The following is a 14,764-nucleotide window of genomic DNA, read 5'->3' as shown; positions in this document are numbered from 1 at the left end:
GCTGCCCGCGATAATCATGTGATTGGGCGCTCGCGCCCACTAGCCCCAGCGCATCCTTGAGCCGCAGGCCAGTTCCTTATCGGCCTATGGCGATTCCACACTAGCATGGAGCCTCGATAGAGCAAGAGATCCGTTGCCACATGCTCGTGCTGTGGTTTGGGTGTACGGTTGGACAGATGCTGCTGTCAGGACTTCTCGCCAGGCTGCCGCTGCTCGATCTGCAACCGCGCCCGTTCGGTCGCCTGCTGCAACCGCTCCCCCAGCACCGCACGCGGCGGCAGGGTCGTCAGGTATTCGGCTACGTGGATGCCCGACTTGTCCAGCTCCAGCAACTCGATCTGCTCTGACTTCTTGCCGGTACAAAGAATGATGCCCAGCGGCGAGGCTTCCTCCGGTTCGCGTTCGTGCTTGTCGAGCCAACGCAAATAAAGCTCCATCTGCCCCTTGTATGCTGCCTTGAACTCGCCGATCTTCAACTCCACCGCCACCAGCCGCCGCAGCTTGCGGTTATAGAACAGCAGGTCCAGGTGGAAATCCTCGTCGTCGATCTGGATGCGTTTCTGCCGGGCTAGGAAAGAGAAGCCCGCGCCCAACTCCAGCAAAAAAGACTCCATTTCGCGGATGATCGCGGCTTCCAGGTCGCCTTCCTGCCAGGTATCGCGCAGGCCCAGGAAGTCGAGGATGTACGGGTCGCGCATGACCAGCGCCGGCGACATGCGCTGCGCATCGCGCATCGCCGCCAGCTCTTGCGTGATCGTCTCGTCCGGCTTCTTGGACAGCGCCGTGCGCTCGTATAGCATCGAGTCGATGCGCTCGCGTAGCGTCCGCACGCTCCAGCGTTCGGCGCTGGCCATTTGCACGTAGTAGTCCCGCTGGAGCGGGTCTTTTAGCGGCAGCAGCGCCACGAAATGCGACCAGCTCAATTGTCGTGACAGCGTCACGACAATTGGCTCGTCCGAGAAGGTGGCGGCGAACTGCACCATCCGGCGCAGGTTCTTGTCCGCGAAGCTACGTCCGTAGTCGCGGACAAGCTGCGCCGCCAGGGTCGGCAGGATTTCGTCGCCGTACCCGGCCCGCTGCCCGGCAAGCACTTCCGTATGGATGCGCTGGCCAATGCGCCAGAACAGCAATGTCAGCTCGGCATTGACCGCCGAGGCGACGCGCTGGCGCGACGCTTCGATCAGTGCCCGGATGTCGCCCAGCAGCGCGGGCGGCGCTGCTGGCGCTGAGACGGATGCCTTGCGCCGGGTCATGCGGCCACCTCCTTGGCTCCCTGCATCCCGGTGATCGTCTTACGCCGATTCGCCACCAGTTCGGCCGCCTCTCGCACCGGCTTATCCTCGGTGTGGACGTAGCGCATGAACATGACGACGGTCTTGTGCGCCGTTAGCGCCATGCCGACCTTGACCGGGATGCCCGAATTGGCAATGTCGGTCGCCGAACGGTGGCGGATGCCGTGCGTGCCCACGTGCGTAGCGCCAGCCGCCTTGAGCGCACGGCTCCAGCCACCGTAATACTCGCCCGTGGTTAGATGCTTGCCAGCGTGGCTAGGAGAAGGCAGCACATAGCGGCTACCCTCCTGCCGGGGTGCCGTCGAGAGTAGCCGATAGGCTTCCTCGCTCATGGGCTTAGACATGCCGCCTGTCTTGCTGTCAGGCCAGACGACGCGCCGGTTCTGCAAGTCAACCCAGTTCCATTCCAGCGCGATGATTTCCGAGCGGCGGCCGGCGAACTCGAACTGCAGGCGGATTCCCAAAGGGATGACGTAGTTCTCCAGCCCCTCCGACTCGATCTTGTCGAGCTGTCGGAACAGGTTGCCCATTTCTTCGTCGCTGATGAGGTGAGTCGATTTGCCGGCAGGGAACATCGGGACGTGACGGCAAGGGTTGGTACCGTCGGGCCGATAGCCCCATACCTCGGCCATGTTGAACATCTTGCGCAAGACGCTGAATACCTTGTTCGCCTCGGTCTGCTTGTACGAAAGCTTTTCCATCAGTCCGGCGATTTCAGGACGCTTCACGTCCTGAACTTTCTTGCGTCCCAGCAGCGGAATAATGTTGCGATTGATGACAGCCTGATAGCCGGCTTGGGTGCTGAGCTTGTTGCGCTTCTTGGAGTAGTCCTCCATGAACTTCGTGCATAGCTCCTTGACCGTAGGTGCCTGGCGCGCCTCCGCCTTCTCTGCGGCGGGATCTCCGCCTCGGCGGACTTGGGCCAGCCATTCCTGCGCCAGCGACCGCGCCTGTTCGACGGTCAGCTCCCCGTACAGTCCTAGCGAGGGCTTGCGGCGCTCGCCAGCGTTCGTCCGGTACTGGAGCATGAACACCTTGCGACCCGCCGGGGTAATCTTGCACAGGAAGCCGGGGACCAGCGTGTCCCGGAGTTCGACGGCCTCTGCCTGGGGTTGCGCCGCATCGACAGCGGACTTAGTGAGTTTGATCTTAGCCATGATGACTCCTTGGAAAGACCTGGATTCCAAGGGCCGGATAGGAGTCAGGCGGTCGGAAGTCAGGTCAGGTTTCGGAAAGCACCGGCATATGTTGAACTCGCTTAAGTCATTGATAAACCTGCTGTATCGGGCTGTAGCGTAGTCCAGCGAATTTCGGTGCTGGAGTCATGGTGAAATAAAAAAGGCCTGGGATCGCCAGGCCGGTGCATCACTTGTTCACCGGTGATGCGGGGTCGAGCAGCAGCGCCATGATGTCGCGCACCTGGGCTTCGGTCAGGTTGCCCATGTGGCCCGAGCGCGGCATGTTGGAGCAGGCGTTGTAGGCCTTGGCGTTCCAGATCTTGCCCCAGGTGTATTCCACGATCGGCTTGGCCGCGGCGCTGGCGGGGTCGGTCACGCCGCGCAGCTTGCCGTAGTGGTACAGGCTCGGGCCGATGGTGCCGAAGGAGATCTCCTCCTTGGCGATCTGGTGGCAGTTGTAGCAGTTGCCGCCGTTGACGGTGCCGACCGCATCGGTCCAGGTCTGGCCGCGGCCGCTCTGGGCGATCTTCTCGCCTTCCTTCCAGTTGCCCAGGAACTTGCCATCCGTGGGCCACTTGACGGTCTTGAGGTTCTCGGCCTCGATGCGCTTGGCCACCTCGGGCGCCAGCGGCTTGCCGGCGACGTCGGCCGCGTTGCACAGCTTCAGCGTTTCGTCGATGCCGGTGACCCGGTCGACCGTGGCGATGCCCTGGGTGCGAAAGCCGGCCTTGACCATGTCCGCGGCCACCTGGTCGGCGTCGGCGGTGGTGCTGCCCATGCGGCTGGCGCAGCCCACCAGGACGGCGGCGCAGGCCAGCGCCGCAGCAACGACGATGCGTGTCTTGTTCATGCCTGCTCCTGGGTCAGCGCTTGATGGCGGGTGCGACGGACTTGGCCCCCTTGGCGTTGACGCCCAGGTAGGTGGACAAGGCCGTCAGCGCATCCGCGCCGAATTCGGGATAGGGAAAGCGCTGCTGCCGGTAGCAGTCGTTCAGACGCAGCTGCATGCTCCACATCTGCCCGTTGGAAACGCGGTAGGCCGGCCAGGCCGCGAAGCCCACGCCATCGCCCGGGTTCTTGGTCAGGTTGGGCAGGTCCTGCAGGCGGATGCGCTTGCCGTCCTCGCCATGGCAGGAGGCGCAGGCGAAGTCGTGCGTGCCGCCGCGCATGAAGAACAGGCGCTTGCCGGCCTCGTAGTAGGTCTTCTCCTGGGCATGGCTTTGCGGCAGGTTGAAGGGCAGACCCTTGGACTCGGCGGCCACGTAGGTGGCCAGCGCCGTCACATTGGCCATCTCGCCGCGGCCGAACGGCGTCTTGGCGATCTCGGCGGCGTTGAAGCCCTGCAATTGCTCCATGCAGGTGACGAGGCGCGTCTCCAGGTCCTGCACCTTGCCGGTGTCGGCGAAGAAGCGCGGCAGCTCGACGAAGGCCCCCTTGACCACGCCCGGGCCCTTGCCCAGGTCGCAGCCCTGCAGCGAAGCGTTCTTGGGCCCGCGCTTGCTCTTCCACAGATCCTCGCCCTTGGCTTCGAAGAGGTCCGCAGGATTGCCGTCTTCCAGCATCTTGCGGTATTCCTCGATCGATTCGGTGGTGGTCTTCTGGGCGAATGCGCACTGCGCTGCGGCGAGGCCCAGCAGCACGGCCCAGAGTGTTGTCTTCGTTGTTGTCATGCGTTCCACTCGTTCTCCACAGGCCCCGTGGGAAGGGGCAAGACTCAGGACACGGTCGCTTCGTCCGTGCGTGTGTCGCCCTTGTTGTCCTTCCACGTGACCGCTACCTTGTCGCCGGCCTTGGCGCCTTTCAGTGTGAACTGCATGAACGGGTTCTTGGAGACCGCAGGGCCCCACTCGGCGCTCAGCACCGGCTTGCCGTTGAGGGCAGCGGTGACTTCGGTGATGTGCCAGGCGGGGATGGTCTTGCCGGCGCTGTCCTTGCGCTGGCCGGTTTCCATTTCGTGGCTCATGAGGACGCGGACGACGGCATTGCCGCCGTTCGCCTGTGCGCGGATGCGCATCGGATCTGCCATGGTGCTGTGCTCCTGGATGTCTGGATGGGATGAAGGCCTGCCGTGCGCTCAGCCGCCGCAGCCGCCGAGCGTGACCTTGACTTCCTTCTTCGCGTACAGCGCCTTGCCATCGTTGGTGATGGCCACCGCGTACACATCGGAGGTCTGGCCCATCTTGGCGCGCGTGGCGAAGCTGGGCTCGACCGCATCGCTCACGTTGAACATCGCGACCAGCGCGTTCGGGTTCTTCTCGACCAGCACCAGCAGGTGCTTGAGGTTGGGCAGCGTGGAGGCCACGGCCATGGGCACGACGGCGCCGTTCTCGGCGATGTCGGGTGCGGTCAGCGTCACGTCCTTGCTCTCGGCCGGCGCGCCGCCGCCGAAGGCCTTGGTGGCATCGGCAATGCTCTTGGCTTCGAACGCCGTCTTGTTGAACGCCAGTGCGTCGCGCGGGAGAAGGCCGGCCGTGGCCAGAAGGCCGGCCACCGCCATGGATTGCTGCAAGGTATCGCGTCGGGTTTGCATCGCGGCTCCAGAAGACTCGTTAGTTAAGCAGATACTAATGTGATGGGGGTCACGCACTATCGGGAATATCCCTGTCGGTCAGCGGCGCGCGCCACTGGCCAGCCAATCGGCGATTGTCTTCGCCTCGTCGGCGGAGATCTGTTGGGGCGGCATCGGCATGCTGCCCCAGACGCCCGAGCCACCGGACTGGATCTTGCCGGCCAGGTACTCGCCCTTGCCGGCGTGCCGCGTGGCGATCTCCGCCCAGCCCGGGCCGATCATCTTGCGGTCGGGCGCATGGCAGGCGGTGCAGCTGTTTTTGGCCAGCAGCTCGCTCGGCATGGTCTGCCCTGTGGCCGCCGGAGCCGCGCCCTGCGCCTTGCCCGTCTCGGCGCCGCGCTGCGCGCCGACCGTGCGGTTCTGCTCGGCCAGGTTGCCATGCGCATTGCGCGCGAAGTCGGGCAGGCTGGAGGCGACCTTGCCTTCGACCGGGCAGTCCTTCATGCAGGCCGCCGCCGCCACATCGGGCTTGGCGGCGGTGCCGGCGATGCCGCCGCCCGGCCACAGGGCGTGGGCCGTGCTCATGCCGTTGCGGTTGGGCATGCGCTGCTGCACCTCGGCAATGTTGCGGTCGCTGAGCACGTGGTCGTCGGGCACCACGCCGGCCAGGTTCAGCAGGAAGGCGGTCACCGCGTAGACCTCCTCGGTGGACAGCGACTTGGGCTGGTTCCACGGCATGGCGCGGTTGATGTAGTCCCACAGCGTGGAGACGGTGGCCACCTTCATGAGGGTGGTACGGCCGGGGTAGTCGGTGCGGCGCAGGTTGGCCACGCGGCCGGTCTTGATGTCCTCGGCCGTGGTGCCGCCGACCAGCGGGTTGAACACCTCGTTGGATTCGCCAAACACGCCATGGCAGGACGCGCACTTGGCCTCCCACACCTCCAGCCCCTTGGCCACCGAGCCGGCGCCCTTGGGTAGGCCCTGGAAGTCGGGGCGCACGTCGATGTCCCAGGCCGCCACCTCGGCCGGCGTGGCCGCGCGGCCCAGGCCCGGGAAGCGCTCCACGGGCTGGGCGTGGGCCGCCGCTGCGGCGGCCAGCAGCGCCAGGGCGGCCGCCAGTTCACGCCATCTGAACATTCTTCACCTCCCCGCTCTCCTGCACCAGCCAGGACTGGATGGCGTTGTTGTGGTAGATCGAGCGCGTGCCCCGCACGGCCCGCAGCTGGCGGTAGCTGGGCTGCACGTAGCCGGTCTCGTCGATCGCGCGGCTCTGCACGATGGCGGGCTTGCCGTCCCAGACCCAGTCGATGTTGAAGCGTGTGAGGCATCTGTCCATCACCGGGCCTTGCAGCCGCGCCGTGCGCCAGTTGCGCCCGCCGTCCACCGACACGTCCACGCGCTGGACCTTGCCGCGGCCCGACCAGGCCAGGCCGGTGATGTTGTAGAAGCCCTTGTCCAGCAGCACCTGGCCGCCCGAGGGCGTGGTGACCACGCTCTTGCACTCCTGCGTGCTGGTGTACTGGCGGTGCTGCCCGTCGGGCATCAGGTCGATGTAGTGCACGGCCTCGTCCTTGGCGCCCCAGGGCTGGTCGCCGACCTCGATGCGGCGCAGGTACTTGACCCAGCTGACGCCCTGCACGCCCGGCACCACCAGCCGCAGCGGGTAGCCGTTCTCGGGCCGCAGCATCTCGCCGTTCTGGCCGTAGGCGACCAGCACGGCGCCTGCGCGCACCATGTCCATCGGGATGGTGCGCGTCATGGACGAGCCGTCGGCGCCCTCGGCCAGCACGAACCGGCCGCGCTGCAGGTCGGCGCCGGCCATCTCCAGCAAGGTGATCAGCGGCACGCCCGTGAACTCGCTGCACGAGAGCATGCCGTGCGAGTACTGGCAGGTCGGCACCGCGACGTTGCCCCACTCCATGCCGGTGTTGGCGCCGCACTCGATGAAGTGGAAACGCGAGACCGAGGGCAGGCGCATGAGCTCGTCCATGGTGAACAGCTTGGCCTGCTTGACCATGCCGTTGAGCATGAGGCGGTGCCTGGACGGATCGACGTCCCACCAGCCCTGGTGGTGCCGCTCGAAGTGCAGGCCGCTCGGCGTGACGATGCCGAACAGCGACTGCAGCGGCGCGAACGAGACCGAGGCCTGCGCGGTCTGCGTCAGGCCCGGGCTCTGGCGGCGCTGCACGTTGCGCTCGTACTTCGAGGGCTTGCCGTAGCCGTCCGTCACCACCGGCTGGCCCAGGCCGGTGGAGTGCTCGGGCAGTTGCAGGATGGCGGGGTCGCCGTCCTGCGCGGCAGATGGCCCCTGGGCCAGCGCCAACGGCGCGGCCGCGCCCGCCGCAGCGGCCGCGAAGGCGCCACGGATGAAGTCGCGCCGGCCCTTGCGCGCCTCCCGCGCCACGGTGGCGATGCCGCTGCGGTCCAGAAAGCTCTCGGGCGCCTTGCGCAACCGCCCGAAGCCGATGCCATGCTTGTCCATGTTCGTCCTTTCGCTCACCGCGAGCACCTGGTCATGCCCCGTCTTCCCGACCCACCATGCGGCGCACCGCCTCGCACACCAGGCCGCCGTGCACCGGGTCGATGCCGTAGAAGACCTGGCTGCCTTGGCGCCTGCGCGTGAGCACGCCGCAGCGGTACAACGCCGCCAGGTTCTGCGACACGCCGGGCCGGGCGCTGCCCAGCGCGGCGCGCAATTCGCCGACGTTCATGGCGCCACGGCACAGCAGGTCCAGGATGCGCAGACGCAGCGGCGTGCCCAGCAGCGCGAACACCTCGGCCGCCCGCTCGAACACCTGGGCGGACCCGGCATCCGCATGCGGGTCCGGTGTGGCGTCGTGCATGGCCGCGCGTGCCCTTCTTCATGTGGCGCCGGCCAGGAACGCAGTCGCAGCCAGGGCGAGGCGGGCGATCTTCATCGGGAAGCTCTCCTCATACATTGATTTCGAATATCAGCATGTTCGAATGTATAAGAGAGCGCGCGACCGCACCATCCTGTTGCGCACCGTGAAAACCCTGGGATCGACGCAGTGGTTACGGCCCCTCGTGCTCCATGAGCAGGTAGGTGTTGTAGGCGTTCATGCGGTTGGCCGCCTGGAACAGCGGCAGATGCGCGAAGCGCGACCAATCCGTTCGGGCGTACGCCGCATCGAAAGGCTCCATCTCGCGCGCCGCGCGGCCCATGGTCTGGCGCAGATAGGCGAGGTAGTCGCGCGTGAGCTCCAGATCCGCGCGCGCGTCGCGTGTCATCGGGCCGTGGCCGGGCACCACCACTGCCACGTCGAGCGCCAGCAGCCGCGTCAGCGCCGCGATCCACTCGCCGCTGCGGGCCTGGCCGACGAAGGGCACGCGACCACGGAACACCAGGTCGCCCGCGAACAGCAGCCTGTGCGACGGCACGAACACCGCCAGGTCTTCCGGCGTGTGCGCCGGGCCGACCGGCATGAGCTGAAAGCGCACCTGGCCCACCACCAGCTCGCGCGGGCCATCGATCCACTCGTCCGCCGGCACCAGGCGCGTCTGCGCATCGATCCAGGGCGCCAGCTCGGTGCGGGAGGCCACCAGGCGCGACGCCGCCAGCTCGGAATGCAGGTACTCCAGGCCGCCGCGGTGGGCGATGATGCGCGCGCCGGCACGCTGGAACTCCTGCAGGCCGTAGATGTGGTCGGCGTGGTAGTGCGTGACGATCACGTGCGTCACGGCCTTGCCGGTGACGCGGCGGATCTCCTGCATGAACGCGCGTGCCAGCTGGGGCGAGCCCAGCGCATCGATGGCCACCACGCCGTCGTCGGTCGCGACGAAGCCGGCATTGGAGATGAAGTTGCGGTTCTGCGGGCTGCCCAGCGCCGACAAGCCTTGCACGTACCAGGCCGATGGCGCCACCTGCTCGGCCACCAGCGCCGGCTGCGCCTGCCCGGCACAGGCCAGGCACAGCAAGGCCAGCGCAGCGGCGTGCCGGCACCAGGCATTCAAATAAGCCATTGCTTATTTTAAGAACGAAATACCGGGCGCGGAGAGCGGGCCAGGCCCTATTGCAGATCCGACTCGATGGCGATCTGCGTGCACACGGCCCGGCACAGCGTGACCACGCGGTCGTTGTGGATGCGGTAGTAGATCTGCACGCCCTCGCGGCGCTTGGCCAGCACGCCGGCCTGGTACAGCGTGTTGAGGTGCTGCGACATGTTGGGCTGGGTGGTGTCGATCTCTTCGAGCAACTGGGTGACGTTCTTCTCGCCGTTGCACAGCGCGCTGATGATCTTCAGCCGCATGGGGGCGGACATCACGCGGAACACCTCGGCGGCCAGTTCGAACACTTCGTCCGACTCCGCCGGAGCGGCCGCCTTCACTGCACCCATTGCCCGCTTCACCATGATGAGTCCTTGCCCTTCGTGCCTATATTAACAACGGGCGATGTTTGCCGCACCCGCATTTTTTGCGCAGGCGCGGCACGGGTCGGCGGTGCTCAGGGCTTGAGGTAGGCGTAGCCCTCGCGCGCCTGCAGCCGCGCCACGCGCACCACGCCGGAGGGCGTGAACTCCGCGTCCATGGTGAACTGGTCTTTCTTGAGATTGCGGTTGCGCAGCGTGATCTCGCAGATCTCGAAGCGCACGCCCCGCGCCTTCAGCGCACTGACCAGCGCGCCGTAGTCGATGTCGGGGTTCTTCGCATCGCGCGCACCCTCCATCAGAAAGTCGATGCCTTCGGCGTGCGTGACCACCACGATGGTGGTGTCCGGCGCCACGTCCAGGTGGTTGCGGATGTTGCGCAGTCCCTTGGTGGCCTGCGCCGCGGCGTTGTCGATGTGGTAGACGACCTTGTCCTGCGCCAGGGCCGCACCGCACAGCAGCACCAGGCCCGTCAGCACGGCCAGCAGCCTTCTCGTGGTCTTCATGGGATTCCTTTCTCGATGCATCAGTCTCGGCGCATCGATGGTCGCCGCCCGTACGGGTTTTCCCCTTGGATGCGCCGCATCGTAGCGGCAGGAGAAATCACCGGCTGCTGATGGAGCAGCGCTACTGCGCGTCGCGCACGATGCGCCCGTTGAGTGCCTGCACCGGCCGGGCGTTGGCCGGGAACATCTGCGCGAACAGCCGCAGCTGGTCGGCGCTCAGCGTCACGGGCTGCTTGAGCACCATCCACAGCACGCCCTCGGTACAGGGCGGCTGCGTCAGCGAGCCGAAGAACTGGTAGTAGCGCTGGTCCTTGGGCAGCAGCGTGGAGAGGTCCAGCCAGCCCAGCGGCATGCGCACCATGTCGCCGGCGTCCAGCGGGATGTAGGTCCAGACCCGGTCGATGAAGGGGTTCTGCTCGCCTGGCTGCAGCAGCACGGCGACGATGGCGGTCTGGCCCTGGGCGTTGCGGTGCACCAGGTGCATGCCCATGGCGAAGCCGCTGTGGTTGATCACCTCCCCGGCCGGGTGCTGGAAGTCGAAGGACTCCAGCCGCCAGCTGCTGCCGCGCACCTGCAGCACATTGTCGCCCTGCACCTCGACGCGGATGGTGCGCCCGTCGTGCACCACGGTGCCGGTGCTGGGTCGGTAGTCGAAGCCCAGCGCCTCGTTCGGCCCCTGCAGGGCCGCCGATTCCTCGATGTGGATGGGCGACTGGCGCTGACCGCTGCCGCACAGCTGGTACTCGGGCTGCAGGCGCTCCCAGGCCTGCGGGCCGCCCGGGCCGCTGTACGACCAGGGCGGCGGCGGGCCCGCGGGCTTGCGCTCCTCGGGCAGCGCACCGTCGCGCGGCAGGCGGGCCTGGACCGGGATCGGCAGGCCCAGCGCGATGGCCCGGGCGCGCTCGTACTGGCGCTGGACCTGCTCCTCGCTGGCGCGCGCCGGCGGCCGGGCGGTCGCCGACGGCGCGGCGCTGGCGGCGCGTGCCAGCGCCGGTGCGGCGGGGGGTGCGGTCCTCTGTGGCGGCACCTCGTCCTGGGCGATGGCCTGGACCTTGCGCGCCGGCCCGGAGGCCGCGGCCCTCGGTGCACTCGGGGCGGTGGGCGGCGTGGGGACCACGCGCAAGGCGCCGCCCTGCCCCACGTTGACGGTCACGCTGGGCGTCGGCGCAGCCGGCGGTGGCTCGCCCTTGACCGGCCGCGTGGTCGGCGCGGCGCGCTGGCTGTTGGCGCGCTCTATGGCCTCGCGCAGCTGCTGCGACATGCGTTCGTTGCCGCCCTGGGCCGGTTGCGCCCAGGCCACGGAGCCCACGGACGCCAGCGCGCCGCACAGCAGCACGGCAAGGAGAAAACGGGGCGATGGCAAGGCAATGGGCATGGTGGGTCGATGGTGCTGGCGGCACCCTGCTGCTGTATCGGCGCGGATGGCCGCGACTTGAGCGCGGCAATGTGCAAATGGCGTCCGCAAACCGGCCGGATGCCGGGCTATAGTGCCCGTTTTCGTGCCTGCTTTTCCCCTGCGCCTGCCCCGTGTCCATCCAGACTGACAACTTCGCCATGCCGCCGGAGCGCCGTGTGGTGTCGGCCGCGCCCGCCTCGCCCAATGAAGAGGCGATCGAGCGCGCGCTGCGCCCCAAGCTGCTCGACGAGTACGTTGGCCAGGCCAAGGCGCGTGAGCAGCTGGAGATCTTCATCGGCGCGGCCAGGAAGCGCGCCGAGGCGCTGGACCACGTGCTGCTGTTCGGCCCGCCAGGCCTGGGAAAGACCACGCTGTCGCACATCATTGCGCAGGAGCTGGGCGTGAACATGCGCCAGACCAGCGGGCCGGTGCTGGAGAAGCCCAAGGACCTGGCGGCGCTGCTGACCAATCTCGAGAAGAACGACGTGCTGTTCATCGACGAGATCCACCGGCTCAGCCCGCTGGTCGAGGAAATCCTCTACCCGGCGCTGGAGGACTACCAGATCGACATCATGATCGGCGAGGGCCCGGCCGCGCGCAGCATCAAGCTCGATCTGCAGCCGTTCACCCTGGTCGGCGCTACCACGCGCGCCGGCATGCTGACCAACCCGCTGCGCGACCGCTTCGGCATCGTCGCGCGGCTGGAGTTCTACACGGCCGAGGAGCTCTCGCGCATCGTCACGCGCAGCGCCGGGCTGCTGAAGGTGCCGATCGAGGTGCAGGGTGCCCTGGAGATCGCCACGCGCTCGCGCGGCACGCCGCGCATCGCCAACCGGCTGCTGCGCCGCGTGCGCGACTACGCCGACGTGAAGGGCGACGGCACCATCACGCAGGACATCGCCAACCGCGCGCTGGCGCTGCTCGATGTCGACCCGCAGGGCTTCGACGTGATGGACCGCAAGCTGCTGGAGGCCGTGATCCACCGCTTCGACGGCGGCCCCGTGGGGCTGGACAACATCGCCGCCAGCATCGGCGAGGAAGCCGGCACCATCGAGGACGTGATCGAGCCCTACCTGATCCAGCAGGGCTTTCTGCAGCGCACGCCGCGCGGACGCATCGCCACGCAGGCCGCGTTCCGCCACCTGGGCGTGACGCCGCCGCAGACTGCGCCCGACCTGTTCGGCTGATGGCGCAGCAGGACGCAGCCGACACCGGGCTGTTCACACCGCTCGAATTCGCGCCGCGGCACCGGGGGCGTGCCTGGGGGCAGGCCGTGCTGCTGGTGCTGGGCGGCCTGTGCCTGGCCTGGGCCCTGGACAGCCAGATGCGCGCCAGCGCCCTGCCCTGGCGGCTGATGGCCGCCGCCAGCGTGCTGGTGCCATGCCTGTGGATGGCCCGCGGCCTGTGGCGCCAGGCGGCCAGCCATGCGCCGGTGCTGCGGCTGGACGCACGCGGCGTCTCCGGGGCCGCGCTGCAGCCGCCCGTGCCCTGGGACGCGCTGGAGGATGCCACGCTGGACCGCAGCGGCATGCTGCGGCTGCAGCGCCGTCCCGACGCAGAACACCCGGACCGTCCGCAGGGCTGGTGGCGCCACAACCCGGCGCGCCCGCGCCTGAGCCTGCACCTGCTGAGCCCGCGCCAGCAGGACATCGCCCACGACGCCATCCACGCCCGGCTTGACCTGCTGCGCCAGCAGGCCGGCGTCGGCGTGGCGGCCAGCCGCCGCGCCATGCGCGACGAGGACGCCTTCGAGAACCACCTGGACACGCTGGTGCCCACGCCCTGGGCGCTCTACGCCGTGGTGGCGGCCAATGTGCTGGTCTGGGCCATGAACTGGGCCGCCGGCCTGAGCCCGACACGGCCAGCATCGCCCGAACTGTTCGCCTGGGGCGCGAACGCGGCCTCGGCCGTGGTGCTGGACGGCCAGTGGTGGCGGCTGCTGACGGCCGCCTTCCTGCACGGCGGCATCGTGCACCTGAGCTTCAACATGCTGGGCCTGTGGGAAGCCGGCAAGCAGCTGTGCCGGCTGCTCGGCAATGGCCAGTTCACGCTGGTCTACGGCGCCAGCGCACTGGCCGGCGGCGCCGCCAGCCTGCATTACGCGGCCCAGAACTCGGTTTCGGTCGGTGCCTCGGGCGCTGTGTTCGGCGTGCTGGGTGCGCTGCTCACGGCCAGTTGGCATTACCGCCACCTGGTGCCGGCCACCAACTTGCGCCGGCTGTGGACCGGGCTGGGCTTCTTCATCGGTTACTCGCTGCTGCACGGCTTCACGCAGGAGAACGTGGACAACGCCGCCCACGTCGGCGGCCTGGCCTGCGGCATGCTGCTGGGCCTGGTGCTGCTGGCGCCGATCGACCGGCAGGCCGCGGCCGGCCGACGCCGCAAGCGCGCCGTCGCCATGGGCCTGCTGGCACTGGCCGCGGTCGGCTACACCGTGCTGGCCACGCCGGTGCCGCGGGTCTGGCATGCCCAGGTGTACGCCGCGCAGGAACTGCTGCCCGATGTCGCGCGCCGCTTCGACCAGGGGTTTCGTCAGATGGCCCTGGACGCACAGCGCCTGCAGCGTGGCGAGATCCGCCAGCCGGTGTTCCTGCAGAACGCCGAGCGCGCGATCGGCCCGGTCTGCAGCGCCATCACCGAGGAGCTGGCGCCGCTGCGCGTGCCGCGCTGGGAGCAGACCGGCCGCCTGGTGCAGATGTACCTGCAGATCTGCGCGGTCACCACGCGCTCGCTGGCGCTGGAGCAGGCCATGCTGCGGCGCGACCCCGGCCTGCCGGCCGACGCCGCGGCGCAGCTGGCGCAGCTGTCCGGCCAGATGCAGCTGGCCATGCGCGAGCTGGCCGACGCCGTGCGGCGCGTGCCCGTTCCCATGCCCCGAAAGCCTGCGCGTGCCCCCCAAGCCCAACCCTGAACCCCGCCCGCGCCGCAGCGGTGCGCTACTGCTGGCCGCACTGCTCGTGCTGGCCGGCCTGCTGTGGACGGGCCGCGCCGAACTGCCGGCCCAGCTGGCGCGCTGGACCGGCGGCGGTGCGCGCGCCGATGTCACGCTGGACTACGCCCGCCTCTCGCCCGCGCTGGACGCGGCCACGCTGGCCCGGCAGCTGGGCGGCCCGCCGCTGCCCTGCCAGGCGCAGGGCGAAGTCAGCGTCTGCGAAACCGCCCTGGCCACGGCCAACGGCGTGCCCGCCGCACTGCTGCGCGCCCGCTGGCAGGACGGCCGGCTGCAGTCGGTGGACCTGCTCGTGCCCTGGTGGGAACACCACCATGCGGTCGGCATGCTGACCGAACGCCTGGGCGCACCCGACGGCAACGAAGTCATCGCAGCCGACGGCCAACATTTGGCCGCGCTGCGCTGGAACCTGCCAGAGGGCGCCGTGCAGGTCGCACGCGCACCGGGCTGGAATCCCTTGCGCTGGGCCACTGCGCGCTGGGAAGCAGCGCCGCAACGCTGAACGCGGCTGCACGAAACCGCCTCGCGTGGTAAGGTCCGCGCCTCGG

Annotated in this window: 16 protein-coding genes; 3 read left to right on the top strand and 13 right to left on the bottom strand. The window is 68.4% G+C overall.

Annotated elements, in window-relative coordinates; all coding sequences use genetic code 11:
• Positions 1 to 185: 185 nt before the first annotated feature.
• The 13 genes from ACSQ4M_RS10050 to ACSQ4M_RS09990 form a co-directional block, all read right to left on the bottom strand.
• The gene (locus ACSQ4M_RS10050) at positions 186 to 1,253 is read right to left on the bottom strand and encodes a PDDEXK nuclease domain-containing protein (protein WP_004883035.1); all 1,068 of its coding nucleotides are present in this window, start codon (positions 1,251 to 1,253) and stop codon (positions 186 to 188) included.
• Complete coding sequence (locus tag ACSQ4M_RS10045; protein ID WP_004883034.1) at positions 1,250 to 2,449, bottom strand: tyrosine-type recombinase/integrase; 1,200 nt, start codon at positions 2,447 to 2,449, stop codon at positions 1,250 to 1,252. The genes ACSQ4M_RS10050 and ACSQ4M_RS10045 overlap by 4 nt, the downstream gene beginning before the upstream one ends.
• 208 nt (positions 2,450 to 2,657) lie before the next feature.
• Positions 2,658 to 3,320, bottom strand: coding sequence for a sulfur oxidation c-type cytochrome SoxX (soxX, locus tag ACSQ4M_RS10040; protein ID WP_436189427.1), 663 nt, complete (start codon positions 3,318 to 3,320; stop codon positions 2,658 to 2,660).
• Positions 3,321 to 3,333: 13 nt separating this feature from the next.
• Positions 3,334 to 4,140, bottom strand: coding sequence for a sulfur oxidation c-type cytochrome SoxA (soxA, locus tag ACSQ4M_RS10035; RefSeq protein WP_436189426.1), 807 nt, complete (start codon positions 4,138 to 4,140; stop codon positions 3,334 to 3,336).
• Between the two features lie 44 nt (positions 4,141 to 4,184).
• Entirely contained in the window at positions 4,185 to 4,496 is a 312-nt protein-coding gene (gene soxZ / locus ACSQ4M_RS10030; protein WP_436189425.1) for a thiosulfate oxidation carrier complex protein SoxZ, read from the bottom strand.
• A gap of 48 nt (positions 4,497 to 4,544) precedes the next feature.
• On the bottom strand, positions 4,545 to 5,000 hold the full coding sequence (gene soxY / locus ACSQ4M_RS10025) for a thiosulfate oxidation carrier protein SoxY (RefSeq protein ID WP_436189424.1): 456 nt from the start codon (positions 4,998 to 5,000) through the stop codon (positions 4,545 to 4,547).
• Positions 5,001 to 5,078: 78 nt separating this feature from the next.
• Complete coding sequence (locus ACSQ4M_RS10020) at positions 5,079 to 6,116, bottom strand: c-type cytochrome (protein ID WP_436189423.1); 1,038 nt, start codon at positions 6,114 to 6,116, stop codon at positions 5,079 to 5,081.
• Entirely contained in the window at positions 6,100 to 7,461 is a 1,362-nt protein-coding gene (soxC, locus tag ACSQ4M_RS10015) for a sulfite dehydrogenase (protein WP_436189422.1), read from the bottom strand. The genes ACSQ4M_RS10020 and soxC overlap by 17 nt, the downstream gene beginning before the upstream one ends.
• A 31-nt stretch (positions 7,462 to 7,492) precedes the next feature.
• Positions 7,493 to 7,822: an ArsR/SmtB family transcription factor gene (locus tag ACSQ4M_RS10010; RefSeq protein WP_436189421.1), complete on the bottom strand. Its 330-nt coding sequence runs from the start codon at positions 7,820 to 7,822 to the stop codon at positions 7,493 to 7,495.
• Positions 7,823 to 8,012: 190 nt separating this feature from the next.
• Complete coding sequence (locus tag ACSQ4M_RS10005) at positions 8,013 to 8,960, bottom strand: MBL fold metallo-hydrolase (RefSeq protein ID WP_436189420.1); 948 nt, start codon at positions 8,958 to 8,960, stop codon at positions 8,013 to 8,015.
• 47 nt (positions 8,961 to 9,007) lie between these two features.
• Positions 9,008 to 9,349: an ArsR/SmtB family transcription factor gene (locus tag ACSQ4M_RS10000; RefSeq protein WP_436189419.1), complete on the bottom strand. Its 342-nt coding sequence runs from the start codon at positions 9,347 to 9,349 to the stop codon at positions 9,008 to 9,010.
• A gap of 92 nt (positions 9,350 to 9,441) precedes the next feature.
• Complete coding sequence (locus tag ACSQ4M_RS09995; RefSeq protein ID WP_436189418.1) at positions 9,442 to 9,870, bottom strand: DsrE family protein; 429 nt, start codon at positions 9,868 to 9,870, stop codon at positions 9,442 to 9,444.
• Between the two features lie 121 nt (positions 9,871 to 9,991).
• A complete protein-coding gene (locus ACSQ4M_RS09990) occupies positions 9,992 to 11,245 on the bottom strand; it encodes a carbonic anhydrase (RefSeq protein ID WP_436189417.1) in 1,254 nt (417 codons plus the stop codon).
• A 152-nt stretch (positions 11,246 to 11,397) separates the two neighbouring features.
• Here ACSQ4M_RS09990 and ruvB point away from each other — a divergent pair, with 152 nt between their 5' ends.
• From ruvB to ACSQ4M_RS09975, 3 genes are read left to right on the top strand one after another with little or no spacing between them, the layout of a single operon-like run.
• Positions 11,398 to 12,453, top strand: a complete 1,056-nt coding sequence (gene ruvB, locus ACSQ4M_RS09985; protein WP_436189416.1) for a Holliday junction branch migration DNA helicase RuvB — start codon at positions 11,398 to 11,400, stop codon at positions 12,451 to 12,453.
• Positions 12,453 to 14,177, top strand: a complete 1,725-nt coding sequence (locus ACSQ4M_RS09980) for a rhomboid family intramembrane serine protease (protein ID WP_436189415.1) — start codon at positions 12,453 to 12,455, stop codon at positions 14,175 to 14,177. The genes ruvB and ACSQ4M_RS09980 overlap by 1 nt, the downstream gene beginning before the upstream one ends.
• Positions 14,155 to 14,718, top strand: a complete 564-nt coding sequence (locus tag ACSQ4M_RS09975; protein WP_436189414.1) for a hypothetical protein — start codon at positions 14,155 to 14,157, stop codon at positions 14,716 to 14,718. Before ACSQ4M_RS09980 ends, ACSQ4M_RS09975 begins: the two co-directional genes overlap by 23 nt.
• Positions 14,719 to 14,764: the final 46 nt, after the last annotated feature.

The sequence above is a fragment of the Pseudorhodoferax sp. LjRoot39 genome (assembly GCF_964253035.1).
In the GTDB taxonomy this organism is placed as follows: Bacteria; Pseudomonadota; Gammaproteobacteria; order Burkholderiales; family Burkholderiaceae_C; genus Pseudorhodoferax.
The sequence above is the reverse complement of the archived record's forward strand: the minus strand, read 5'-3'. Positions and strand labels throughout refer to the sequence as shown.

Coding starts and splice junctions, on each gene's coding strand:
- soxA (WP_436189426.1), bottom strand. CDS start 4,140: ATGACAACAACGAAGACAACACTCTGGGCCGTGCTGCTGGGCCTCGCC.
- soxX (WP_436189427.1), bottom strand. CDS start 3,320: ATGAACAAGACACGCATCGTCGTTGCTGCGGCGCTGGCCTGCGCCGCC.
- soxY (WP_436189424.1), bottom strand. CDS start 5,000: ATGCAAACCCGACGCGATACCTTGCAGCAATCCATGGCGGTGGCCGGC.
- ACSQ4M_RS09980 (WP_436189415.1), top strand. CDS start 12,453: ATGGCGCAGCAGGACGCAGCCGACACCGGGCTGTTCACACCGCTCGAA.
- ACSQ4M_RS10000 (WP_436189419.1), bottom strand. CDS start 9,349: ATGGTGAAGCGGGCAATGGGTGCAGTGAAGGCGGCCGCTCCGGCGGAG.
- ACSQ4M_RS10045 (WP_004883034.1), bottom strand. CDS start 2,449: ATGGCTAAGATCAAACTCACTAAGTCCGCTGTCGATGCGGCGCAACCC.
- ACSQ4M_RS10020 (WP_436189423.1), bottom strand. CDS start 6,116: ATGTTCAGATGGCGTGAACTGGCGGCCGCCCTGGCGCTGCTGGCCGCC.
- ACSQ4M_RS10005 (WP_436189420.1), bottom strand. CDS start 8,960: ATGGCTTATTTGAATGCCTGGTGCCGGCACGCCGCTGCGCTGGCCTTG.
- soxC (WP_436189422.1), bottom strand. CDS start 7,461: ATGGACAAGCATGGCATCGGCTTCGGGCGGTTGCGCAAGGCGCCCGAG.
- soxZ (WP_436189425.1), bottom strand. CDS start 4,496: ATGGCAGATCCGATGCGCATCCGCGCACAGGCGAACGGCGGCAATGCC.
- ACSQ4M_RS10050 (WP_004883035.1), bottom strand. CDS start 1,253: ATGACCCGGCGCAAGGCATCCGTCTCAGCGCCAGCAGCGCCGCCCGCG.
- ACSQ4M_RS10010 (WP_436189421.1), bottom strand. CDS start 7,822: ATGCACGACGCCACACCGGACCCGCATGCGGATGCCGGGTCCGCCCAG.
- ACSQ4M_RS09995 (WP_436189418.1), bottom strand. CDS start 9,870: ATGAAGACCACGAGAAGGCTGCTGGCCGTGCTGACGGGCCTGGTGCTG.
- ACSQ4M_RS09990 (WP_436189417.1), bottom strand. CDS start 11,245: ATGCCCATTGCCTTGCCATCGCCCCGTTTTCTCCTTGCCGTGCTGCTG.